Origin of the sequence: Sodalis glossinidius str. 'morsitans', from assembly GCF_000010085.1 — a bacterium.
GTDB classification, from domain to species: domain Bacteria; phylum Pseudomonadota; class Gammaproteobacteria; order Enterobacterales; family Enterobacteriaceae; genus Sodalis; species Sodalis glossinidius.
In genome coordinates, this window is sequence record NC_007712.1 from 3,015,347 (window position 1) to 3,037,115 (window position 21,769).

The following is a 21,769-nucleotide window of genomic DNA, read 5'->3' on the forward strand; positions in this document are numbered from 1 at the left end:
CTGTGTTATTTTTCTATCAGATTGACCGTGATGCGATTATTCTCGTCCAGCATCGCCGCTTTCGCGCGAATACGGGCCTCTAATTGGTCGATCATCAGTTCGTTATCGAAACGCTCGCGCTGGCGAACGCCGTCTTCATAGTAGCCGCTTTTGTTATGGCCGCCGGTCACACCCAGCGTGGACACCAGCGCTTCGCCGGGACCATTCACTACACAACCAATGATGGAGACATCCATTGGCGTGACGATGTCCTCCAGCCGCTGCTCCAGGGCATTGACGGTGCCGATAACATCAAACTCCTGACGCGAACACGTCGGGCAGGCAATGAAGTTGATGCCGCGGGCGCGAATACGCAGCGACTTCAAAATATCGAAACCGACCTTTACTTCCTCTACCGGATCCGCCGCCAGCGAGATGCGCAGCGTATCGCCGATGCCTTCGCTTAATAGCAGGCCAAGACCAATCGCCGATTTCACCGCCCCGCTGCGGGCGCCGCCGGCCTCGGTAATACCCAGATGCAGCGGCTGATCGATACGCGAGGCCAAAAGGCGGTAGGATTGCACCGCCAGGAACACGTCGGAAGCTTTCACGCTGACCTTGAACGTATCGAAATTGAGCCGGTCAAGGATATCCACATGGCGCATGGCCGATTCCAACAGGGCCTCCGGCGTGGGTTCGCCATACTTTTCCTGCAGATCGCGCTCAAGGGAGCCAGCGTTAACGCCGATGCGAATCGGGATATTGTTATCGCGCGCGCAATCCACCACGGAACGGATACGCCCCTCATTGCCGATGTTGCCGGGATTGATACGCAAACAGTCAACGCCATATTCGGCAACTTTCAACGCGATGCGATAATCGAAATGGATATCCGCCACCAGCGGAACAGCGACCTGCTGTTTGATAAGTTTGAACGCTTCGGCGGCGTCCATGGTGGGCACCGATACGCGTACGATATCAACACCGACGCGCTCCAGCGCCTGTATCTGTTGCACCGTCGCCGCGACATCGGTGGTACAGGTGTTGGTCATTGACTGTACCGCGATGGGGGCGCCGTCACCCACCAGCACCTTGCCGACGTAAATACGTTTCGATTTTCGACGGGTTATGGGTGCGGAATTATGCATTGAACTTTCTCCAACCTTGCCGACTGGCTTAACTCTTTACTGGGCGGCTACGGTCAGTCGCGCAACCTGATTTGACCGGATGAACCGGCTCAGATCCACCGGCTTGCCCTGGTAATGAACCTGCACTGCGGCAGGGGCGCCGATTTTTAATTTGTACGGTGCCTGGCCGGTGAGATTCAGCCTGGCGCCGCTATGCTGAATACCGCTGAACAGTTTCTTGCCGCCAGCATCGAACACCTCCAGCCAACAGTCGCCGGTAAAATTCATCACCAGCGCGTTGCCGTCGGCATCAGCGGCGCCGGTCTCCGGTGCGGCGGACGTTGTCGGCGCGGAGGGGCTAACCGTCGCCGGCACTGGCAACGTGCGGCCGGCGGTCTGGCCGGCGATATCCGGGGCGGGCGCCGCGCTTGCGGGTGATGAAGACGGCGCCGCAGCCGGCACACCGGCATCCGCGTCGGCCGGTTGATCCGCCGGCGGCTGACCGACGTCGTCCGCGCCGTCGCCAAACGGGACCAACGTGGCATCATCCCCACGCGATAACTGGGCGGAGGATTGATCGGCCATGTTGGCGATATCCTGCTGCTGGGCCTGATGATTTTGCCACCACCAGGCGCCCGTCAGACCAATCACCACAAACAGGATAAGCCAGGTGGACCCCATCAGCCAGCCATCGCGTTTCTTGCGGGTTTTGCCCAGCGAGAAGCTCTGCATCGGCGCTACCTTCGAGGCCTTTATCGGCACCTGTTTGGCCATCATCGGCGTCAGTTCTTCTTCAGAAATATCCACCAGGCGCGCATAAGAGCGAATATAGCCGCGTAGGAACGTTGAGGAGAGGTTGGGATTGACGTGATCGTCTTCGATATCCCGCACGGTGGAGACCTTCAGGCACAGCCGCTCGGCCACCGCCTGCTGGCTTAATCCCATATTTTCGCGGGCTTGACGCAGGCGTCCGCCCGTCGTGGTTGGTGCTTGATCTTGCAGGGCTTCAGTATTCATTAGCTAGGAATTGCTGGTACTGTTCGGATTATGGAAAACTTCGCGCAAGCCGCGTGCCATAACGTTACACGTCATTCGGCCGGTTGGCTAACGCAGCGAAACGAATCTGTAACCATAAACTTTCGGCGCTGGCCGGAAGCACATGTTGATAAATATCCAAAAGCCGCTGCGCTCTGTCAGCGCGACCCGCCGTTAATTGCCGGTTCGCTTCAAATACCAGTGCCACGCCTTTTTCAGGAGTGCGCGCGATCAAGGAACGCGCCTGTGCGCCGTCCCCTGACTTGAAAAAAACAGTAGCCGGCGCTCTCCAGACTATCGACAGCCTCGCCGTAATCCGCCGATTGCGCAGCCGCGGAAAACTGCTGTTGCGCCGGTACATACTGCCCTAAACCACATAAAAACGCACCGTAATTATTCAGAACTTCGCTATTTTGCGGCGCCAGTTTCAGGGCCAGGCGGTAGCGATTCTCTGCGACGGCGGTTTCACCAATCCGCTGTTCATACTGCGCCATCCCGAGCTGGGTCCGGTAATCGTCGGGCGCGGCTTTCACCGCCATTGACAGATTCTGCCGGGCAGCATCTAGATTACCCGCCACCAGATAGGCCATCCCCAGTTGCAAGCGCGTAGGTGCGGACTGCGGCAACGGCCCGCCGTCGCGCTGCGCCTGCCAGCTTTCACCGGCGCAACCGCCCACCAGAGCGATGATAATTACGACTCCACCCATCCGAATCAGCTTCATGCCGGCTCCCTTATCGTTACGCTATTTCCGTTAACGTGGTGGGTCAAAGGCCAGCGCCAGCGCTTGCCATCAGACCGCCTTTACCTCAATCGATTCACCGTTCATACGTTTACGCAGGGTACGCTTGGTGCGGTCGATCACCTCTCCCGCCAGTTGCCCACAGGCGGCATCGATATCGTCGCCGCGCGTTTTACGTACGATGGTCGTGAACTCGTAGCCCATCAGCACCTTGGCGAAGCGATCCACCCGGCTATTGGAACTGCGGCCGTAGGGGGCGCCGGGAAACGGGTTCCAGGGAATAAGGTTAATCTTGCACGGCGTATATTTCAAACATGCCGCCAGTTGATGTGCGTGCTCGGTTCCGTCGTTGATGTGATCGAGCATCACGTACTCCACGGTCACGCGGCCCTTATTGGCGTTGGACTTGTCAAGATAACAGCGCACCGCCGACAGGAAAGTCTCGATATTGTATTTGCGGTTAATCGGCACAATTTCGTCGCGAATCGTATCGTTTGGCGCATGGAGCGAAATCGCCAGCGCCACGTCTATCATGTCGCCGAGCTTCTCCAGGGCCGGCACGACGCCGGAGGTGGACAACGTGACGCGCCGCTTGGACAGCCCGAAGCCGAAATCGTCCAACATAATCTCCATCGCCGGCACCACGTTGGTGAGATTGAGCAGTGGCTCGCCCATGCCCATCATTACCACATTGGTGATAGGGCGCTGGCCGGTGACCTTGGCGGCGCCGATGATCTTTGCCGCGCGCCAGACCTGGCCGATAATTTCCGACACCCGGAGATTACGGTTGAAGCCCTGCTGCGCGGTGGAGCAGAAAGTGCATTGCAGCGCGCAGCCGACCTGGGAGGAGACGCACAGCGTGGCGCGATCATCCTCGGGAATGTAGACCGTCTCGACCTGCTGGTCGCCCACCTTGATGGCCCATTTGATGGTACCGTCGGCGGAGCGCTGCTCCTCGGCGACTTCCGGCGCGCGGATTTCCGCCAGCGCTTTCAGCCTGGCGCGCAAATGCTTGTTGATGTCCGTCATCTGATCGAAATCATCGCAGCAATAGTGATAGATCCATTTCATTACCTGATCAGCGCGGAAGGGCTTTTCCCCCATCGAAGAAAAAAACTCGCGCAGCTGCTGGCGGTTCATATCAAGCAGGTTCAATTTCTGCTGGGCTGCGGGCGCCGGGGAAGGAGACGTTGCCGCCACGGGTGAAAGTTCAGACAAAAGTTGTTCAGACATCATTTTGTTGCATGCCTCGTTATTACACGTTATGGCGCGAAATACATTAAAGAAATGCCCCGGCCGAGTGCGGATCACCACCTCATCCGGGGCACGTTGGACACTGATTTTAGCGCAGAGCTGCCTGGCTTAAAAGGTGAAGCAAGCCTTTTTTCCCTGTTGTGAGGCAAGGATTAGCGAATACGGGTGCAAACTTCGCCATCGGCAAAGAAATAAGCAATTTCGCGCGCGGCAGATTCAGCGGAATCCGAGCCGTGTACCGCGTTCTCAGTAAAGCTGTCAGCATAATCGGCGCGCAGGGTGCCGGCTAAAGCATTGGCCAGGTTGGTGGCGCCCATGATTTCACGATTGCGGCGCACGGCGTCTTCGCCTTCCAGCACCTGCACCAGGATGGGGCCGGAGATCATAAAATCCACCAGGCTGTCGAAGAACGGTTTGCCTTTATGTTCGGCATAGAATCCTTCCGCCTGCTCACGGGTCAACTGGAGCATTTTAGCGCCAACCACGGTCAGCCCGGTGCTTTCAAAACGCTGGATAATGGCACCGATGACGTTTTTGGCCACGGCGTTCGGCTTGATAATGGAAAAGGTACGTTCAATGGTCATAAGAACCTCTAGGTGATTTTTGTTATGGCCGCGCTAATTCGCTGTTACGCCGGCCGGTGCAAGTGGCGCAGATTATAGGGGCGCGCGAAGCGCTCCGCTACCTTTAAAAATAACATTTCATTAAAAAAAGCGCCGCCGCACCGAGGGCGACATCCCTTCGCCGCCCCGGCTTGAAGCCAACGGCAAAAAAGCCGACAATGCCAGGCAATGCAATGGCGCCGGCACAATGCGCGGCGCACCCCAGACGGAGCTTATGATGACCCATTCGTTATTCGTTAGCCAAACATGGCTGCTGCTGCATCTCGATGATCCTCAGGTGCGCATTCTTGACGCGCGCATGCTGCCGCCCGGTTATCAAGGGCTGCGCGAAAGTGCTGCGGAATTTCGCGCGGGTCATCTGCCCGGTGCGGTATTTTTTGATATCGAGGCCCTGTCCGATAGCGCCTCTCCCCTGCCCCATATGCTGACCTCCCCGGCGCAGTTTGCCCGCGATATGGGTGCGCTAGGTGTTAGCAACACACACCACGGCGTAATCTACGATGACGGTACACTGTTTTCTGCCCCGCGCGCCTGGTGGATGCTGCAAACCAGCGGCGTCCGGCAGGTGTCGTTGCTGGCGGGAGGGCTGGACGGTTGGCGGCATGCCGCTGGAAGAGGGACAACCGGCGCCCGCGCCGCAAACCTTTACCCCACACATTGAGGCCAACCGGGTGCGTTCACTCGACGACATCCGCCGTATCAGCACCGACGGATCGGCGCAAATTGTCGATGCCCCTCCCGCGGCACGCTTTCACAGCGATGCGCCGGAGCCCCGCTCCGGCCTGCTGCGCGATCATATCCCCGGCAGCTGAACTTACCCTGGGACCAACTGGTACAAGATGGGCAGCTAAAGCCCCAGCCGGTGCTGGAGGAACAACTGCGCCAGGCGAGCATTGATCCGAGGCGGCCGGTCGTTGCCAGCTGCGGCTCCGGAGTCACCGCGGCGGTGGCGGTGCTGGCTCTCACAGCGCTGGGCGCACAGGACATCAGTTTGTATGACGGCTCCTGGAGTGAATAGGGCACCCGTGGCGATACGCCCATCGCCGACGCCAAATAACGCTCGGCGACATCGCGGCGCAAGCGCAGGGCCGCACCTTGGTGAGTTTGACCGCGAAGCGCCGGACGCACGCTGTCGCGGTGGCGCGACGCACCCGCCAATGCTATTTGGCAGCGGCGTAAAGCGATGGTCCGGCCCCCTCGGCGTTTAAAAAAGCACTCAGGACCGGCCTGCGTCTTTCACCGACCGTAGCCAGCTGCCCCAGCGCCGTTCATAGAAAGGAGTAATGTGGTGGAGGAAATAATGGCTGATGCCCGCCTCGCCCTCCTCCACCAGGCATATATCCACCGGCAGCGCGTCCGGCGCGGTATCGGTCGCCACCTGCCCCGTCTCCTGAATGGCCTCTTCGGCATCGCTGTCGCATTCCAGGCCGATAAGCCAGTGCGGCTCTTGCTCCGCATCGTCCCGCACCTGTACCAGAAAAGCCCGCCGCACCTGTTTATATTGCGCGAATAGGACGGTCAGCGAGTCCACCATCTGTACCGGCATGTCCTTAGGCTCGCTGAGGGTCATACGCATTTCCCCTGCCAAAACCTGCCATTCAGTCAACGCGTCACCGTCGTTGCTCAACAGCGCCGCCACTTCATCGGGCGCGAAGGACTTGCCGTAAGGCAGCTTGGGATTCAGAAACAGCTCTGCGCCGGCGGTCATGGCAAATAATGTTCGCACCGGCAGCGCGACGAAAGGCTGGGGACCCGTCACCGCCCTTTCCAGCGCGGACACCGAGGTAAAAAAGGGGATGGCGGAGCCGCCATACTGCTTTTCCCAATGCTGCAACGTGACCGGCGATGCGCCGTCGTCGCGCACGGCGCCGGCTATCCAATCATCGCCGGCTTCACCCGGCACATACACCGTCGCCGCCAGCAACAGCTTGAAAAAAGCCGGGCGATACGCCGGCTCGCCGGCGGCGCGCTGTAGCGCCTCCTCCAGAGCGTTATCTTGTGAGGACGTCATACTTTGCAATTCCAGTCGCCGCCTGAGCGGCCGTCATGTCAAACGGTTGGTCGACCCGCGCGCGGGCTGTTACGGGCATCCAGGCGACAGTCGCATCGACGTGCATGGGCATCAGTCCTGCGCCTGGGCCAGCAGCAGATTGGCCAGCGTGCGTACGCCCAGCCCGGTCGCGCCGGCGGACCACTGATCCACCGCGCCTTTACGGTAGGTGGCGGAGCAGTCGATATGCAGCCAGCCCTGACGATAATTTTCCACGAAATGAGATAAGAACGCCGCGGCGGTGCTGGCGCCTACGCTGTGCGCGCTGCCCGCTAAATTGCTCATGTCGGCGAAATTGGACGGCAGATGCTGACGGTGGAACTCCGCCAGCGGCAGACGCCAGAAAGGTTCATTCTCTTCATTGGCGCTTTGCATCAGCGCCGCCACCAGAGCGTCATCGAAGCTGAACAACGCATGATAATCATTGCCCAACGCGGTTTTTGCGGCGCCGGTCAGGGTGGCGCAGTCAATAATCAGCTGCGGTTTGGCCGCACTGGCGTCAATAAGTCCGTCCGCCAATACCAGGCGGCCTTCAGCGTCGGTGTTCATTACTTCGACCGATTTGCCGTTGCGATAACGGATGATATCGCCCAATTTGAAGGCATTGCCGCTCACCATATTGTCGGCACAGCACAAAATCAGCCGTACCCGTTTGTTCAGGCCGCGGCTGATGGCCAGCGCCAGCGCACCCGTCAGCGTGGCGGCACCGCCCATATCAGACTTCATGGAATCCATGGAGCTGCTGCCTTTCAGGCTGTAACCGCCGGTATCGAAGGTGATTCCTTTCCCCACCAGACACGCCAGCACCGGCGTCTCCGCATCGCCACCAGGATTGTAGTCCAGCGTCAACAACACCGGTTGGCGATCGGAACCGCGGCCGACGGTATGCAGCCCCGTATACTGGTTATCAAACAGATCGTCGGCTTTCATGATGCGATAGCTGATGGCATCGTCAGCCACGGCAGACATGATGTCCACCGCGCGCTGCGCCAGTTGTTCCGGACCCAGCTCTTCCGCCGGCGTATTGATTGTATGACGCACCCAGTCAATGATTTGCAGTCGGTCGTCCAGCTCATTGCGCGCCGTTTCGGGCAGCGTCGGCCAAGTCACCTGGCGCTCGCCTTTGGGGGACCGATAGCCTTGCCAGAATGCCCAGCAGCGCGCCAGATCCCACGCATCTCCCACCAACGCAATCTGCTTTATCCCTTGCCCGTCGATTTTGCGCCCCGCGCGCTGAATGTCGCTTAGCGCATCATCGCCCGTCAAATGGATGGTCATTCCGCGCTCATCGGCGCTCAATAACGCTTTTTCACCCCAGCGCGGGTCGGCGGGTGCGGTAGATAGCGTGAGATGCATCGCTTCGGTCATCATGAGACTGCTCCAATAATTAGGGTAGTAATGCCGTCTGTACATATCCGGTACAGTAGGGTGTCATCGCGGTTCGTGACCACCTGCTATTGCGCTCATCTAACCAGACCCTCACGGTCGCCGCCAGCAGTTTTTCTTCCGGCGCGGGCAACTGTCGGGAAAAGCAGCGGCGGGGTTATGGTCGTTGAAATCGATAACAGAAAAATGACAAATTTACCCCGCAGGATCTTGGCCGCGCGTGCCGCTGCGTTGGCGGTTTAACCCCAACGACAACGCCCGCGGTGGCTAAAACGGCGACAACAGGTGACGGAAAACCGCTCCTCAGCGGATCGGCGGCGCCGACTATTTGAGGCAAAGCGGAATAAAAGCGCTGCCGTCTCTTGGCGTCATTATCCGCACGCGCTGGCGCAGTCGGAGAGCGGTAACGCTACCTACGTAAGTCGGCATTATGGCTTAGCATTGCACCAGTTCACCGCGCCGGCGGCACATTGAGGGGCAACCTCAAGCAGACGCGCAATGGCCGTTCGGGTATGACTGATGGCATACTCTATTTCTTCAGGAGTGGTAAAGCGCCCTATAGAGAAGCGGATGGAGCTGTGGGAAAGCTCTTCATCCAACCCCATCGCGCGCAGCACATAAGACGGCTTAAGGCTGGCGGAGGTGCAGGCAGATCCCGTTGATACCGCCAGATCTTTCAGGGCTATAATAAGCGATTCGCCATCAACATCGCGAAAGCTGACATTCAGCACCGTCGCCACGCTCTGATCTAGACAGCCATTCACCGCCACCCCGCCGATCTGTTGCAGTCCCTGCCACAAGCGGTCACGCAAAGCCCTCAGGCGCGGCATTTCGCTCGCCAGCTCCTGCGCCGCGAGGTGATAGGCCTCCCCCATCCCGACAATTTGATGTACCGGCAGCGTCCCGGAGCGCATGCCCCGCTCGTGGCCGCCGCCGTGGATTTGGGCTTCGATCCGCACCCGCGGCGTGCGGCGCACGAACAAGCCACCGATGCCCTTCGGCCCGTACACTTTGTGGCCGCTGAACGACATCAGATCCACCGGCAACGTGGTAAGATCGATAGGCAATTTCCCTATGCTTTGGGTGGCGTCCACGTGGAAAAGCACCCCGCGGGCACGACACAGATCGCCGAATGCCGCGATGTCCTGAATCACGCCGGTTTCATTGTTGACATGCATTAACGACACCAGAATCGTATCATCACGTAGCGCATCGCCCAACTGCTGCGGAGTGACGATACCGTTCGCCGCCGGCACCAGTCTGGTGACAGTGAAACCTTCCTGCTCCAATTGCAGGCAAGTGTCCAATACCGCTTTATGTTCAGTTATGGCGGTAATAATGTGGCGGCCTTTGGCACGGCTGGCATGAGCCGCCCCTTTGAGGGCCAGATTATCGGACTCGGTGGCGCCAGAAGTGAAAACGATTTCGCGGGGATCGGCGCCCATCAGGGCGGCGATGTGATTACGGGCAATATCAACGGCTTCCTCTGCCTGCCAGCCATAACGGTGGGAGCGGGAAGCCGGATTACCGAAAATACCGCCCAGCGTAAGATGCTGCATCATCTTACCCGCCACCCGCGGATCGACCGGCGTAGTGGCAGAGTAATCAAGATAAATCGGTAATTTCATGAAGCATTAACTCCAGGCATCAATAACAGCGGATGCCCTTATTGTACTCAAGCGTGCAGGTTGACGTTAATCGTTTCCTGCGGCCGGCCGTTGGTAAGCGGACGACGGGTATCGTTGTCCTGGCGATCGACGACATCGAGGATCTCTTCATTACTGACCAGTTCTGCCAGGGTAATGTTGTTGAGAAACTCGCTGATGCGCACGCTGAGATCGCGCCAAAGCACGTGGGTCAGGCAGCGGTCGCCACCTTGGCAGCCTTCTTTACCCTGGCAACGCGTGGCGTCTACGGATTCATCCACGGCAGTGATAACCGCGCCGACGGCAATCTGATCAGAGTCACGCCCCAGCAAATAGCCGCCGCCGGGTCCCCGCACGCTGGCCACCAGCTCATGCTTGCGAAGGCGGGAGAAAAGCTGTTCCAAATAGGAAAGGGAAATGCCCTGACGCTCGGAAATTTCGGCGAGCGGCACAGGCCCCTTACCGGAATGGAGGGCGACATCAAGCATTGCGGTGACCGCATAGCGGCCTTTGGAAGTCAGTCTCATAATCAGAATACCGGTGAAAATAACGTAGCAAAAGTCTGACATTTCTGACTAAAATAGTCAACTATTTAACCGAGTAATTTGCTCAAGTATTTATTCCCTTTCCGCCGGCAAGCACTCTTGCGCCCGGAGGCACGAAAGCATCACGACAACGGGCACTTCCGGCGGTAGGAGGGCATCACGCTTGCGGGCGGCCGTGGCCGGTATCCGGCGCTGGCGTTTCCGGCTTTTGCGTGTGCTCAATGGAGGTCAGCATGCCGCGCAGGATATTCAATTCCTGGCTTTCCGGCCGCGCACGATTAAACAACCGGCGCAGCTTGTTCATCACCAGCCCCGGATGGGCACGGCGAATGAAACCAGTACCGCTTAGCACCTGCTCCAGATGCTGATAGAAACGCTCAAGATCTTCCGCCACAGGATAGACCGAAGCCTCTTGCACCGTCGCGTCCTGACGTTGACTATCAAGCCAGGCGACACGGACTTCATAGGCCAGAATTTGCACCGCCATCGCCAAATTAAGCGAACTGTACTCGTGATTAGCCGGGATCTGGACGTGGAAATGGCATTTTTGCAACTCATCATTGGTCAGGCCGACTCGCTCCCGGCCGAACAGAAGCGCCACCGGGGCCTGCGCCGCCTCCTGGATGCTTTTCACGCCGCATTCCCGCGGCTCCAGCATCGGCCAGGGAAGCGTCCGCGAGCGGGCGCTGGTGCCCACCACCAGGCTACACCCGGCCAGCGCCTGATCAAGATTATCAACCACGGAGGCATTGCCAATAATATCGCTGGCGCCAGCAGATAAGGCAATAGCCTGCGCATCTGGCTTGTGCAGGGGATTGACCAGATACAGATTACTTAACCCCATGGTTTTCATCGCACGAGCGGTGGAGCCGATATTGCCGGTATGAGAAGTTTCAACCAAAACGATGCGGATATTGTGCAGCATAGTCTTACAAGTCAGAGGAAATGTGGGCAATATCGTAGCATAGCCGTAGGTTTTTCGCTGACGCTCTGCTATACTCCTCCGCGCTGTTTTAGTTCTTTAACATTCTAGTGGACACGATATCCATGCATCCGATGCTCAACATCGCCATTCGCGCTGCGCGAAAGGCGGGTAATTTTATTGCCAAACATTATGAAACCCCTGATGCCGTCGAAGCCAGTCAGAAAGGCACCAACGACTTTGTCACAAACGTTGATCGCGAAGCAGAACGTTTGATTGTTGAAGTTATCCGCAAGTCCTACCCGCAACACGCCATTATCGGCAAAGAGAGCGGCGAGTTGGCCGGCGAAGACAACGACGTACAATGGATTATCGACCCACTGGATGGCACAACCAATTTCATCAAGCGTTTCCCTCATTTTGCCGTTTCCATCGCCGTACGCATCAAAGGCCGCACGGAAGTTGCCGTGGTCTATGATCCTATGTGCAATGAGCTGTTTACTGCATCCCGCGGTCAAGGTGCCCAGTTGAACGGCTATCGTCTGCGCGGCGGTACCGGACGGGATCTGGACGGTACTATTCTGGCTACCGGTTTTCCGTTTAAACAGAAACAGCATTCCAACAGCTATATCGCCCTGGTAAGTAAACTGTTCATTCAATGCGCGGATTTCCGCCGTACCGGTTCAGCCGCGCTGGATTTAGCCTATGTGGCCGCCGGCCGCGTGGACGGATTTTTTGAGATCGGTCTGAAGCCCTGGGACTTCGCCGGCGGCGAACTGCTGGTGCGTGAAGCGGGCGGTCTGGTCACCGATTTCACCGGTGGCCACAATCACTTGCTCTCCGGCAATATCGTGGCCGGCAATCCCCGTGTGGTGAAAGCGATGCTTTCAACCCTACGCGACGAATTGAGCGAGGCGCTGAAGCGCTAAGCGTTAGTCAAGGCCGGCATCACCGCCGGCCCTGACGTAGCGGGCTTTCCCGACGCCTTCCGAGCCACTTTTTTGTCGCCACGCCCCGGCGCCACTGTTTCTTTCACTGACTCTGCCGTTCCTATGCCAGCAGAATTATTCCCATGCCGGACAATTCGTGGTAGAGAAGGGAGTAGGGGGAAAACAGCCGCGGCAAACCTTTCCTCATCTCACAGACTCATCAGCAAAGCGGATATTATGCAAAATCTGTTTGATTTAACGGGGAAACGTGCGCTCATCACCGGAGGCTCCCAGGGGATAGGTTATCTGCTGGCCGGCGGTCTCGGCCGTCATGGCGCAGGCATTATCGTCAGTGCGACGACCACAGAGAATGCCGAGCGGGCGGCAGAACAGCTGCGCGCCGAGGGCCTGGATGAGCAGGGCGTGAGCTTTGACATTACCCAGGGTGCCAAGGTCAGCCGCACGATCGAACAATTGGAACAGCAACAGGGCCCGATTGACATTCTGATCAATAACGCGGGCATTCAGCGTCGACATCCGCTGCTCACCTTTCCTGAAGCCGACTGGGATGAGATTATCAATGTGAATCAGAAGGAGGTATTTCTGACTTCGCAACAGGTTGCAAAACGGATGGTGACGCGCCGGCGGGGCAAAATCATTAATATCGGCTCAATGCAAAGCGAGCTGGCCCGGCCGAACATCACACCTTACGCCGCCGCTAAAGGAGCGGTCAAAATGCTGACCCGCGGGATGTGCGCCGAACTGGCGCCTTACAATATCCAGGTCAACGGTATCGCGCTAGGTTATTTCAAAACCGAAATGACCACCACACTATCAATCGGTAGCTTTATCAGCGCACGCACGCCGGGCGCTGGGGCGATCCTCAGGAACTGATGGGCGCGGCGGTGTTCTCCTCGCCTCCCCCGCTGCGGATTTTGTCAATGGCCACTTGCTGTTTGTCGATGGCGGCGGTGGTGTGATTAGACGCCAAATGGGCGGATGCCGCTTACCATTTCCGGCACTTCACTGAAATACAGCAGCGCGCCGGCGCCTACCAGCACGACCCCGCCGGCGAGCGCCAGCGTTGCCCATACCACATCGCGCCAAAGCGCCGGGGCGCGCGGTTTAATCAGTCGTTCAGCAACAGTCCGGCCAAAAAACACCAGCAGCGCCAGCGTCAAAAGCGTCAGCGCCGTGCCCACAGCCATCATCAGCGCGGACAACACGCCCCAGGTATAGACGCCGATCACTTTGGCGAACAGCAACACCAAGACCGCGCCGGAGCAAGGGCGCAAGCCCATAGCGACGACCACGGCGGCGCGATTGTACCAGCCGTCGGCCGCCTGCAGCTCCTCATCCCGCGGTAAATGACGATGACCGCAGCCACAGTCTACATGGTGGTGGTGACTCGCCGGCGATATCGCCCGGAACACCAGCGCCCTTCCCTCAAACGTCGCGGCCGTATGCAGGAGATGTAACAGGCGCCTGAGCGCACGCCAGCACAGCCAGACGCCCAATCCCACCACCAGCACAAAACTAGCCTTTTCCAGCCAGAATTGGCCAAGGTGCAGCGTGCATGAAGACAGACGCAGCAGATTCAGCGTCACCGTGACCAGCATGACTGCCATCGTGCCCTGCAACAGCGCCGCGGCCAGCGTCATCAGCAAGCTCTGACGCAGTCGTGAACGGTGGGTAGCGAGATAGGTGATTATGACCACTTTGCCGTGGCCGGGTCCGACTGCGTGCAGGATGCCGTATACGAAGCTGAACAACAGCAGAGTGGCGCCATAGTACTCTGGCTTAGCCTGCACCTCTTGCAACAGCACGACCATGTGTTGGTGCAGCTGCTTTTGCCAGTGGACCATCTGCAACAGGATTTGCGACCAGCGCAGCCAGATCCAATGGCTCGCCAGCGCCGCTACAAATGCCCCTAGCGGCCACAAGTTCAGCCAGAGGCGGTATGGACGGGGCTCCCCCGGCCGCAGGACGTTATCGTTAATCTTTGTCATAGCGTCTCCCGACAGGCGCCGGACGCCCGTAGCTCGATGATATTATAAAATAACATAACTTAGGCGACGATCCATCCCCCCTTTTCCATTAGCGACAGGATTAACGGTCTGTTCGGCAGCGGCGGGAAAAATGTGACACGGCTAAAAGCTATGAAACAAATTTTGCGCACCGCCAGTGGGGAGATAGCGGTTGACTATGATTAAGGCTGTTACGATAGCCAAAAGGGTATATGACCCATGAGTCCGCCCACTTCACAGGCGCCCGCGCTGTCCGCTTCCGGCCGGCGTAGCCATCTGTTGCTGCTTTTATACTCGGCGATGGAGTCTTGCTCACTGGCACATCGGTGCGGGACCGATCCCGATACCGTTCAAAGCGATCTCGCGCAGCTTGACGCCGAAATAGGCACCCTATACCGGCTTGCCCTAATCTGCCGGGAGGGGTCATACCGTATTGAGGGCAACGTTCTCAATCATCGGTTGTGTCTATTCAATGGCCTGCGTCGGGCGCTGCGCCTCTGCCCGGATCGCGTCGAGCGCGGTTTTACCGCGGCACTAACGCACCAGTGGCACGACCTGCACCCGCGCTGCAAATCCCGCCAGCGCAATTGGTGGAAGCCTTGGAGCGCTTTTTGCCATTACTGCCCGATAAGCGCGCCGAAAGCAACCGCCAGTTCCTCTCCCTCTGGCTGCGTTACCTGCAGTTGCAATGCCATCGGCGGCAACTACCGATCTTTAATCAGCACCAGCGGCAATGGCTTATCCAGAAGCAGGTGTACCCGGCGGTACGGGAAGCCTTTCACGACTGGCCCCTGCCGGCCGCGAACTGTTCGGGCTAACGCTGCTTATTAGTCTACTGCGGCATCCCCACTCTGCCGATCCGGACTGTGCCGACGATAGGCGGCTGAGTCAGGCGGTCGATCAGCTTATCCGACGTTTCGCCCAGCTTTCCGGCAAAACCTTTTCCCAGGAGGACGCGCTGGCGGAACAGCTGTTTTTCCATCTGAGCACCGCGCTGGAACGCCGCCATTCCCATATGGGTATCGACAGCAGCCTGCAAAGCGAGGTTGAAGAGAAATATCCGAGCATGCTGCGCGCCACCCGCGTGGCGATGATACCGCTGAGTACCGTATTCGTTTCAGCCGGGAAGAGATGGGGTTGATTGCGGTCATTTTCGGCGCTTGGCTTATGCAGGAGACGGATTTGCAGGAAAAGCAGGTGGTAATTTTAAGTCAATCGGGGGAGAGCAGGAGCGCAAACTGGAGCTGCAAATCCGGGAACTGACGCTGTTGCCGCTGAATATCAAATTTCAGTCGGTGAGCGAATTTCAGGCCCGCGGCGCTCCCAAAAATACCGTGCTGGTGATTACTCCTTTTCAGGTGCAGCTCCCCCTGTATTCACCGCCGCTGTTGCAGGTGCGCATGCCGCTACCGCAGGCACAACGTCAGCGGATCCGCGATTTGCTTGAATCCTGAACTCGGCCGCCTCCCGGCCGGCCCGGCACCGCGCCGATTGACATGAGATACCCCAGCCGCCGTCAAAAGCGACGCAGTCTTCGGTTCCGCCAGGGCAAAAAAAACCGGCCCCGCCTTATCATCACGCGTAAACAGGATGGCGGTCGCAGATATCCAGCACTTTATTCTTAGTGCGCTCGATTACGGCGTCGTCATGGATATTTTCCAACACGTCACACATCCAACCCGCCAAATCGCGCACGTCGGCCTCGGTAAAACCGCGACGCGTCACCGCCGGCGTACCGATACGCATCCCGGAGGTGACGAACGGGCTTTTCGGATCATTGGGCACGCTGTTTTTATTAACGGTAATATTGGCACGGCCCAAGGCCGCATCCGCTTCTTTGCCGGTCAGATTCTTATCCACCAGATCCAGCAGGAACAGGTGATTATCCGTAGCGCCGGAGACAACGTTGAAACCGCGTGACAAGAAAACCTCTACCATGGCTTTAGCGTTTTTGGCCACCTGCTGCTGGTAGGTTTTAAACGCCGGCTCCATCGCCTCTTTCAGCGCAACTGCCTTGGCGGCAATCACATGCATCAACGGGCCACCTTGCGCGCCGGGGAATACGGCAGAATTCAGCTTTTTATACAGCTCTTCGCTACCGCCCTTGGCCAGGATCAAACCACCACGCGGACCGGCCAGAGTTTTGTGGGTGGTTGTAGTCACAACGTGGGCGTGGGGCACCGGGTTCGGATACACGCCGGCGGCAATAAGACCCGCCACGTGTGCCATATCTACAAACAAATAGGCGCCGATGCTATCGGCAATCTGCCGCATTCTGGCCCAGTCAACCACCCCGGAGTAGGCGGAGAAGCCACCGATGATCATTTTCGGCTGATGAGTTTTCGCCAGCTCGGCCAATTGGTCATAATCGATATGACCGCTCTCATCGATGCCGTAAGGTACGATATTATACAGCTTGCCGGAGAAGTTGACCGGCGAGCCGTGAGTCAAATGGCCGCCGTGTGCCAGGTTCATACCCAGCACCGTATCGCCCGGCTGCAGCAACGTGGTATAAACGGCGAAGTTGGCCTGAGAGCCCGAGTGAGGCTGCACGTTGGCATAATCGGCGCCGAACAGGGCTTTGGCACGATCGATGGCCAGTTGCTCTACCACATCGACATATTCGCATCCGCCGTAGTAGCGCTTGCCGGGGTAGCCTTCAGCGTACTTATTGGTCAGCTGTGAGCCCTGCGCCTGCATAACGCGCGGACTGGTGTAGTTTTCAGATGCAATCAGTTCAATGTGCTCTTCCTGGCGCACTACTTCCTGCTCCATTGCATGCCACAATTCGGCATCATAATCCGCAATGTTCATATCACGCTTTAACATCTGTTTCTCCTGACTCTCAGCTAACTGACTACGGCGATTAAAATAGAGGAATGACCGGCCGTCAGTGTAATCTTTTTTGCCTGGCTTCCGATAGGGCCAGCGCCGCTTTTTACGCAAACGATTCCCTTGCTAACGCCGCATGACGAAATATTTTCATCGCGCCAGAGGAAAATTTCATGCGGCGCACCCGCGAGGACGTAATCCATATCGCTCACAGAAACTGCCGTTTACCCGAGGGCGAAGAGTAGGGGTTATGCCGCGCTCGCTTCTGGTATCAGGCTGCGGCCTCAAATGGCCTCTTCGTCCTGCTCGCCGGTGCGGATGCGCACCACGCGCACGACGTCGAAGACAAAAATCTTGCCGTCGCCGATCTTGCCGGTCTGCGCGGTATGCATAATGGTATCGACGCAGCTGTCGACGATATCATCCGGCACTACCAGTTCGATTTTCACCTTGGGCAGAAAATCCACCATATATTCCGCACCGCGGTATAATTCTGTGTGCCCCTTTTGGCGGCCGAAACCCTTAACTTCGGTTACCGTCATACCGGTAATGCCGACTTCCGCCAGCGCTTCGCGCACGTCGTCCAATTTGAAGGGTTTAATAATGGCATCGATTTTTTTCATTACTTCACCTAGTTAGCAGATTACCGTCGATCATCGGAAACGAGGGCCGATTAATGTTTAAATTCATTCGGGTCCAGCGTATAGCGGGACAAGAGTTTATAAAATTCTGTACGGTTGCGACCAGCCATCCGTGCGGCTTGCGTCACATTTCCGCGGGTTATTTGTAATAACTTGCGTAAATAGCGCAGCTAAAATTGATGACGCGCCTCAGCGAAGGTCGGCATCACCGTGGTATCGTCCGCCAAAACCTGCGCCACAAGCGCATCGCTGATAACCGGCGTTGACGTCAACGCGACACACTGTTCTATCACGTTCACCAGCTTGCGTACATTACCGGGCCAACCGGCGGCGGCCAGCCTTTTCATGGTATCCGCGAAAAAACTGCGCACAAACGGTTTATGGCGCTGCGCGGCCAGGCGCAATAAATGTTGTGCCAGCAAGGGAATATCCTCCGCCCGCTCATGCAAGGCGGGCAGTTTCAAGCGGCGACATTTAACCGATAATACAGATCCTCACGAAATTCCCCCGCCGCCATCACCTTGGGCAAATCCCAATCGGTGGAGACAAAATACGTACATCAATAGCGCAATCGCGGTCGCTGCCCAGTGGACGCACCTTGCGCTCCTGCAACACCCGTAGCAGTTTAACCTGTAATGACAGCGGCATATCGCCTATCTCATCGAGAAAAAGCGTGCCCCCATCGGCGGTCTGAAACAACCCTTCACGCTGGCTGACCACGCCGGTGAAAGCCCCCCGGGCGTGGGCGCGCGGGCTGGCGGCGTGGATTACCTTCGCCAGAATCTCTTTGCCGGTGCCGCTCTGACCGCTTATCAGGATACTGACATCCGATTGGGCCACCATCTTCGCCTGCTCCAGCAAACGCAGCATGAGCGGGCTACGGGTGACGATGGCATCCCACCAGCGTTCGTCGCCGGCGAGACGGGTCAACGCCAGCGCCCCATCAATGGCGCAATACAGCGCGTCGCGATCCACCGGTTTGGTCAGAAAGCTGAACACCCCCTCCTGGGTGGCGGACACCGCGTCCGGTATCGAGCCATGGGCGGTAAGAATGATCACCGGTAAACCAGGCTGCTGCTGTATTGCCTTGAACAGCGCGATACCGTCCATCTCATCCATACGCAAGTCGCTGATGACCAGGTCGATTTTACCGCGCTGCAACAGCCGTAGCGCCTCCTGACCGTTCTCCGCAGTAGTCACCGTGAACCCTTCACTAGTCAGCCGCATGCCAAGCAGTTTCAACAGGCTGGTATCATCATCCACCAGCAAGAGATGGGCATGTCTGCGGGCCGTCATGGGCGTGTTTCTCGCGTCTTGGGCACTGCAGCGGGAGGAAGGACATGGGCGAGGGACGCATCCGCCGAATCGCCGTCAACAGCGCGCGAGCCCTCCTCCCCCTGCGTCTGCCGGTTTGTTATTATCGCTCGTGCCGTCATCCTCCGTGTTCTGCCACTTGCGCGAGGACAGACGTCGCTCAATGTCGGTAAGATTTTGCAGCTTGCGGGTGGTGGTCGCCAGCGCCTGATTGAGTTGTTGTTCGCGCGCCGTGAGCGTGCGGATCTGCCTGTCGCTTTCCTGCTGCTGGCGCCAAAGGGAAAACAGCGGATAGATACCAGTCGGGAAAGCATCACGATAGCCTAAGAGATGATGATAGGCCTGACGCCGCCCGGCGACATCGATATCCGCAGCGTCCAGTAAAATACTCTGGCGAAAACTGTCCTGCCAGCTTGCATCCTGGTGTCGCCACGCTTCTGCACGCGCCGGCGTCATGCGTGAAGCACATTCCATGAGACTCAACCAATAATCAGGCTGATTCACCCTGCCATCATCATCCTGCCAGATGTCATCGCACACTTTGGCAAGCGTTGACGGCGCCAAATGGGTATGAGGCCCCGGGACCTCGCTGAGCAACGAGTGAAGGCCGCCATACTGCTGGCAGGACGAGAGCAGTAACAGCATCAGCACCGCCATTAGCGCGGCGAGAAAAAGCACGGGGTCTGCCGCGATGAACGTGCTGCTCCAGTCATGTATTAACCATTCTCACCGGTTAGATACCGTCTTGTCAGTTATCTTGCAAGACATATTCCAGCATCGAACACCTGCCCTGATTTCAGCACTCCGTAAGCTTGTTGCAATAGTTTCTTCATTGCCGCACACACGACAACTTTCCCTAATTTATTACGTGCATTCATACGCTCTTTCAGCGCTATTATTGCTGGGTTATAGCACATTACCGTCAGGGCCGGCATATACAGGGCTTTACGTATCATGGCGTTGCCCACCTTTGATATCCGACTTTTACCTTTCCACAGCCCAGACTCCTGCAACATCGGATTCAGACCAGCCCAAGCCACGACAGCTTTGCTGCTATCGAACCGTGACATATCACCAAAATAGCCCAATATCATGCTACTCAACACGCCAGCTATCCCAGGGATCGATTCCAACAGTTCCCTGTTTTGCTTAAGACTTGGATCGTTGCCTATATGATTGTCCATCGCCTGTTTTATCTCTGCTATTTGGGTATCCAGCGCAGCGATGACCGCGCGGATGGAAACCTGTACTAACGGGGGGGCTGTTTCCAGGCGATTTTCTTCCATCTGCTTCATTTCCTACAGATTTATTAGCCGGTTGACCAACGCTTTCAGCTTTCTTTCATTCAGCGGCAACGCTTGCCACAACACGGGAGCATGCAGCTTACAATAACGCGCGATCATGCGTGCATCGCCTTTATCTGTCTTGTTACGACTCAGTTCACTGCAGCCGAATGATTTTATGCGTGCTGGATTTTCCACGCTCACAGCGTAACCTATATCAGCCAGGAAAGTAGACAATAGCTCACTGTAAGCACCTGTTGCTTCCATGCATATAGGCAGTCACCGAACGGCTCAAGCCATTTTTTCAGCGCATCGAAACCCTTAGGCGTGTTAGAAAAGGCTTTGGATTTGTAGGCTGCTTTACCTTTCCAGACTGCAACGTCAAATTTCTGGGAAGCAACATCAATGCCGACAGGGGTGAGAATTTGCACGTGCTATCTCCTTCTGGGTGAATCAGGAAACCGCCATGACCTTCCTTATAGATACGTGCTCCAGGCACAGGATACCGTCCAGTCTTGAAGGCGGGAGATAAGTCGTGGGGGATGAATCTATTGGACAGGCTCTAAGCCCGAGGGAGGGTAATGCGAAAGCAGACCGGGGCGTAATCTACCCGTACTAAATCGAGTTCGCCACGCATGCGGCGAATACAATCCCGGGCGATGCTTAATCCCAATCCGCTGCCTTTTACCGCGCCTTTACGCTGAATGCTGCCTTGGTAAAACGGCTTGAAAATCAGCGGGCTATCCGCCTCGGCGATGGGCGTTCCGCTATTGGCCAGCTCAAGTACAATATGCTGCCCGCTAAGGCGACTTCGGATCCAAACGGACGCTACTTGTTCACGGTCATCGTCCTCAGAGGATTAGGGACAGGCTTTGATGCTAGCCGACTGTCGCCGGCAGGGGAAGACCAAAAAAGGCACTTGGCCGGAGGTCAAGTACCTTTTTGGTGAAATAGGAGGTGCCTCACTCAACGTGTCGCCCTGTGATTGTTAATCGCCGCCAAGGCAGCGATTAACGGTTACGTTGGACAGTAGGCACCATACATTGGCATCATTCGGCAGATATGGAGCGGTCGTATTGCCTAGCGTGTGACGCTGTCATATCAAGGTGAATGAGCGACTGATTTAGATATAGCAGAAACCGTGCCAAATCGCCAATATTACGGACATCCATATGATTAATAAGTATTTTTAATTCCTTTTTGTCCAGTCTAAGGGCGGCCTCCTATGGCGAAGCAAATGAAAATGTCTCCTACGGGAGACATAAAATTATGTTCTGCTATAAAGCATCAAAAATCAGAGAGATAAATGTCTCTTATCGGCGACAGTTTGTTAGCCGCTCGCGTGGAAAAAGCGACACCTGGCGCGCGCCTATCATCCCCGCTCACTTTCGCGCCGCGTCAGCTTCGTCTGCGGCGGCGTGAGCCGCAGGCCTAAG

Annotated in this window: 21 protein-coding genes and 5 pseudogenes; 6 read left to right on the top strand and 20 right to left on the bottom strand. The window is 57.2% G+C overall.

What is annotated here, in order from left to right:
* Positions 1-5 precede the first annotated feature (5 nt).
* From ispG to ndk, 5 genes and pseudogenes are all read right to left on the bottom strand, one after another.
* The gene (gene ispG / locus SGP1_RS16045) at positions 6-1,127 is read right to left on the bottom strand and encodes a flavodoxin-dependent (E)-4-hydroxy-3-methylbut-2-enyl-diphosphate synthase (RefSeq protein ID WP_011411584.1); all 1,122 of its coding nucleotides are present in this window, start codon (positions 1,125-1,127) and stop codon (positions 6-8) included.
* Positions 1,128-1,163: 36 nt separating this feature from the next.
* Positions 1,164-2,123, bottom strand: a complete 960-nt coding sequence (rodZ, locus tag SGP1_RS16050; protein WP_011411585.1) for a cytoskeleton protein RodZ — start codon at positions 2,121-2,123, stop codon at positions 1,164-1,166.
* Between the two features lie 28 nt (positions 2,124-2,151).
* A pseudogene (gene pilW, locus SGP1_RS16055) lies at positions 2,152-2,863 on the bottom strand (type IV pilus biogenesis/stability protein PilW).
* A gap of 69 nt (positions 2,864-2,932) precedes the next feature.
* Positions 2,933-4,114 (bottom strand): bifunctional tRNA (adenosine(37)-C2)-methyltransferase TrmG/ribosomal RNA large subunit methyltransferase RlmN, encoded by a 1,182-nt coding sequence (locus SGP1_RS16060; protein ID WP_011411587.1) that lies wholly within the window; start codon positions 4,112-4,114, stop codon positions 2,933-2,935.
* A gap of 173 nt (positions 4,115-4,287) precedes the next feature.
* Entirely contained in the window at positions 4,288-4,719 is a 432-nt protein-coding gene (gene ndk, locus SGP1_RS16065; RefSeq protein ID WP_011411588.1) for a nucleoside-diphosphate kinase, read from the bottom strand.
* 256 nt (positions 4,720-4,975) lie between these two features.
* Between ndk and sseA the strand changes: the two are divergent.
* Positions 4,976-5,776: pseudogene (gene sseA, locus SGP1_RS27940) on the top strand (3-mercaptopyruvate sulfurtransferase).
* Positions 5,777-5,974: 198 nt separating this feature from the next.
* Here sseA and sseB read toward each other — a convergent pair.
* From sseB to trmJ, 5 genes are all read right to left on the bottom strand, one after another.
* Positions 5,975-6,769, bottom strand: a complete 795-nt coding sequence (gene sseB, locus SGP1_RS16075; protein WP_041867108.1) for an enhanced serine sensitivity protein SseB — start codon at positions 6,767-6,769, stop codon at positions 5,975-5,977.
* Between the two features lie 111 nt (positions 6,770-6,880).
* A complete protein-coding gene (gene pepB / locus SGP1_RS16080) occupies positions 6,881-8,176 on the bottom strand; it encodes an aminopeptidase PepB (RefSeq protein ID WP_011411592.1) in 1,296 nt (431 codons plus the stop codon).
* Between the two features lie 446 nt (positions 8,177-8,622).
* Positions 8,623-9,822 carry an IscS subfamily cysteine desulfurase gene (locus tag SGP1_RS16085; protein WP_011411593.1) on the bottom strand — a complete coding sequence of 400 codons (1,200 nt, stop codon included), beginning with the start codon at positions 9,820-9,822 and terminating at the stop codon, positions 8,623-8,625.
* Between the two features lie 47 nt (positions 9,823-9,869).
* Positions 9,870-10,367 carry a Fe-S cluster assembly transcriptional regulator IscR gene (iscR, locus tag SGP1_RS16090; protein ID WP_011411594.1) on the bottom strand — a complete coding sequence of 166 codons (498 nt, stop codon included), beginning with the start codon at positions 10,365-10,367 and terminating at the stop codon, positions 9,870-9,872.
* A gap of 175 nt (positions 10,368-10,542) precedes the next feature.
* The gene (gene trmJ / locus SGP1_RS16095; protein WP_011411595.1) at positions 10,543-11,310 is read right to left on the bottom strand and encodes a tRNA (cytosine(32)/uridine(32)-2'-O)-methyltransferase TrmJ; all 768 of its coding nucleotides are present in this window, start codon (positions 11,308-11,310) and stop codon (positions 10,543-10,545) included.
* 122 nt (positions 11,311-11,432) lie between these two features.
* Between trmJ and suhB the strand changes: the two genes are divergently transcribed.
* Together suhB and SGP1_RS16105 are read left to right on the top strand one after the other, a co-directional pair.
* Positions 11,433-12,236, top strand: a complete 804-nt coding sequence (gene suhB, locus SGP1_RS16100) for an inositol-1-monophosphatase (RefSeq protein ID WP_011411596.1) — start codon at positions 11,433-11,435, stop codon at positions 12,234-12,236.
* A 237-nt stretch (positions 12,237-12,473) separates the two neighbouring features.
* A pseudogene (locus tag SGP1_RS16105) lies at positions 12,474-13,266 on the top strand (SDR family NAD(P)-dependent oxidoreductase).
* On the opposite strand, the gene SGP1_RS16110 reads toward SGP1_RS16105, so the two are convergent.
* Positions 13,217-14,245: a nickel/cobalt transporter gene (locus tag SGP1_RS16110; RefSeq protein ID WP_011411598.1), complete on the bottom strand. Its 1,029-nt coding sequence runs from the start codon at positions 14,243-14,245 to the stop codon at positions 13,217-13,219. The pseudogene SGP1_RS16105 and the gene SGP1_RS16110 overlap by 50 nt on opposite strands.
* Positions 14,246-14,808: 563 nt before the next feature.
* Between SGP1_RS16110 and SGP1_RS30040 the strand changes: the two genes are divergently transcribed.
* Genes SGP1_RS30040 through SGP1_RS24655 form a run of 3 tightly spaced genes read left to right on the top strand, consistent with a single transcriptional unit; the run spans position 14,809 to position 15,717 of the window.
* Complete coding sequence (locus SGP1_RS30040) at positions 14,809-15,081, top strand: hypothetical protein (RefSeq protein WP_148203547.1); 273 nt, start codon at positions 14,809-14,811, stop codon at positions 15,079-15,081.
* Positions 14,997-15,404, top strand: coding sequence for a PRD domain-containing protein (locus tag SGP1_RS24650; protein WP_050747756.1), 408 nt, complete (start codon positions 14,997-14,999; stop codon positions 15,402-15,404). Before SGP1_RS30040 ends, SGP1_RS24650 begins: the two co-directional genes overlap by 85 nt.
* Before the next feature lie 19 nt (positions 15,405-15,423).
* Positions 15,424-15,717 (top strand): hypothetical protein, encoded by a 294-nt coding sequence (locus SGP1_RS24655; protein WP_050747757.1) that lies wholly within the window; start codon positions 15,424-15,426, stop codon positions 15,715-15,717.
* 121 nt (positions 15,718-15,838) lie between these two features.
* On the opposite strand, the gene glyA is transcribed toward SGP1_RS24655, so the two are convergent.
* The 9 genes and pseudogenes from glyA to SGP1_RS27945 form a co-directional block, all read right to left on the bottom strand.
* Positions 15,839-17,092, bottom strand: a complete 1,254-nt coding sequence (glyA, locus tag SGP1_RS16120; protein ID WP_011411599.1) for a serine hydroxymethyltransferase — start codon at positions 17,090-17,092, stop codon at positions 15,839-15,841.
* A gap of 20 nt (positions 17,093-17,112) precedes the next feature.
* A complete protein-coding gene (locus tag SGP1_RS16125; RefSeq protein WP_041867109.1) occupies positions 17,113-17,307 on the bottom strand; it encodes a hypothetical protein in 195 nt (64 codons plus the stop codon).
* Between the two features lie 72 nt (positions 17,308-17,379).
* On the bottom strand, positions 17,380-17,718 hold the full coding sequence (glnB, locus tag SGP1_RS16130) for a nitrogen regulatory protein P-II (protein ID WP_011411600.1): 339 nt from the start codon (positions 17,716-17,718) through the stop codon (positions 17,380-17,382).
* Between the two features lie 50 nt (positions 17,719-17,768).
* Positions 17,769-19,032 (bottom strand): annotated as a pseudogene (locus tag SGP1_RS16135) (sigma 54-interacting transcriptional regulator).
* A 75-nt stretch (positions 19,033-19,107) separates the two neighbouring features.
* On the bottom strand, positions 19,108-19,728 hold the full coding sequence (locus tag SGP1_RS24660) for a hypothetical protein (protein WP_050747758.1): 621 nt from the start codon (positions 19,726-19,728) through the stop codon (positions 19,108-19,110).
* A 74-nt stretch (positions 19,729-19,802) separates the two neighbouring features.
* Complete coding sequence (locus tag SGP1_RS34095; protein WP_243466065.1) at positions 19,803-20,336, bottom strand: transposase; 534 nt, start codon at positions 20,334-20,336, stop codon at positions 19,803-19,805.
* Positions 20,337-20,348: 12 nt separating this feature from the next.
* On the bottom strand, positions 20,349-20,600 hold the full coding sequence (locus SGP1_RS34100) for an IS110 family transposase (RefSeq protein WP_243466058.1): 252 nt from the start codon (positions 20,598-20,600) through the stop codon (positions 20,349-20,351).
* Positions 20,546-20,764 (bottom strand): hypothetical protein, encoded by a 219-nt coding sequence (locus SGP1_RS34105; RefSeq protein ID WP_243466059.1) that lies wholly within the window; start codon positions 20,762-20,764, stop codon positions 20,546-20,548. Before SGP1_RS34105 ends, SGP1_RS34100 begins: the two co-directional genes overlap by 55 nt.
* A gap of 131 nt (positions 20,765-20,895) precedes the next feature.
* Positions 20,896-21,171 (bottom strand): annotated as a pseudogene (locus tag SGP1_RS27945) (sensor histidine kinase); the annotation flags it as partial.
* Positions 21,172-21,769 lie beyond the last annotated feature (598 nt).

Excerpts from the sequence above, each read along its gene's own strand:
- iscR (WP_011411594.1), bottom strand. The coding sequence starts at position 10,367 with ATGAGACTGACTTCCAAAGGCCGCTATGCGGTCACCGCAATGCTTGAT.
- sseB (WP_041867108.1), bottom strand. The coding sequence starts at position 6,769 with ATGACGTCCTCACAAGATAACGCTCTGGAGGAGGCGCTACAGCGCGCC.
- ispG (WP_011411584.1), bottom strand. The coding sequence starts at position 1,127 with ATGCATAATTCCGCACCCATAACCCGTCGAAAATCGAAACGTATTTAC.
- SGP1_RS34100 (WP_243466058.1), bottom strand. The coding sequence starts at position 20,600 with ATGGAAGCAACAGGTGCTTACAGTGAGCTATTGTCTACTTTCCTGGCT.
- rodZ (WP_011411585.1), bottom strand. The coding sequence starts at position 2,123 with ATGAATACTGAAGCCCTGCAAGATCAAGCACCAACCACGACGGGCGGA.
- trmJ (WP_011411595.1), bottom strand. The coding sequence starts at position 11,310 with ATGCTGCACAATATCCGCATCGTTTTGGTTGAAACTTCTCATACCGGC.
- ndk (WP_011411588.1), bottom strand. The coding sequence starts at position 4,719 with ATGACCATTGAACGTACCTTTTCCATTATCAAGCCGAACGCCGTGGCC.
- SGP1_RS16085 (WP_011411593.1), bottom strand. The coding sequence starts at position 9,822 with ATGAAATTACCGATTTATCTTGATTACTCTGCCACTACGCCGGTCGAT.
- SGP1_RS16060 (WP_011411587.1), bottom strand. The coding sequence starts at position 4,114 with ATGTCTGAACAACTTTTGTCTGAACTTTCACCCGTGGCGGCAACGTCT.
- SGP1_RS16110 (WP_011411598.1), bottom strand. The coding sequence starts at position 14,245 with ATGACAAAGATTAACGATAACGTCCTGCGGCCGGGGGAGCCCCGTCCA.
- glnB (WP_011411600.1), bottom strand. The coding sequence starts at position 17,718 with ATGAAAAAAATCGATGCCATTATTAAACCCTTCAAATTGGACGACGTG.
- SGP1_RS34095 (WP_243466065.1), bottom strand. The coding sequence starts at position 20,336 with ATGGAAGAAAATCGCCTGGAAACAGCCCCCCCGTTAGTACAGGTTTCC.
- glyA (WP_011411599.1), bottom strand. The coding sequence starts at position 17,092 with ATGTTAAAGCGTGATATGAACATTGCGGATTATGATGCCGAATTGTGG.
- suhB (WP_011411596.1), top strand. The coding sequence starts at position 11,433 with ATGCATCCGATGCTCAACATCGCCATTCGCGCTGCGCGAAAGGCGGGT.
- pepB (WP_011411592.1), bottom strand. The coding sequence starts at position 8,176 with ATGACCGAAGCGATGCATCTCACGCTATCTACCGCACCCGCCGACCCG.
- SGP1_RS24650 (WP_050747756.1), top strand. The coding sequence starts at position 14,997 with ATGGCTTATCCAGAAGCAGGTGTACCCGGCGGTACGGGAAGCCTTTCA.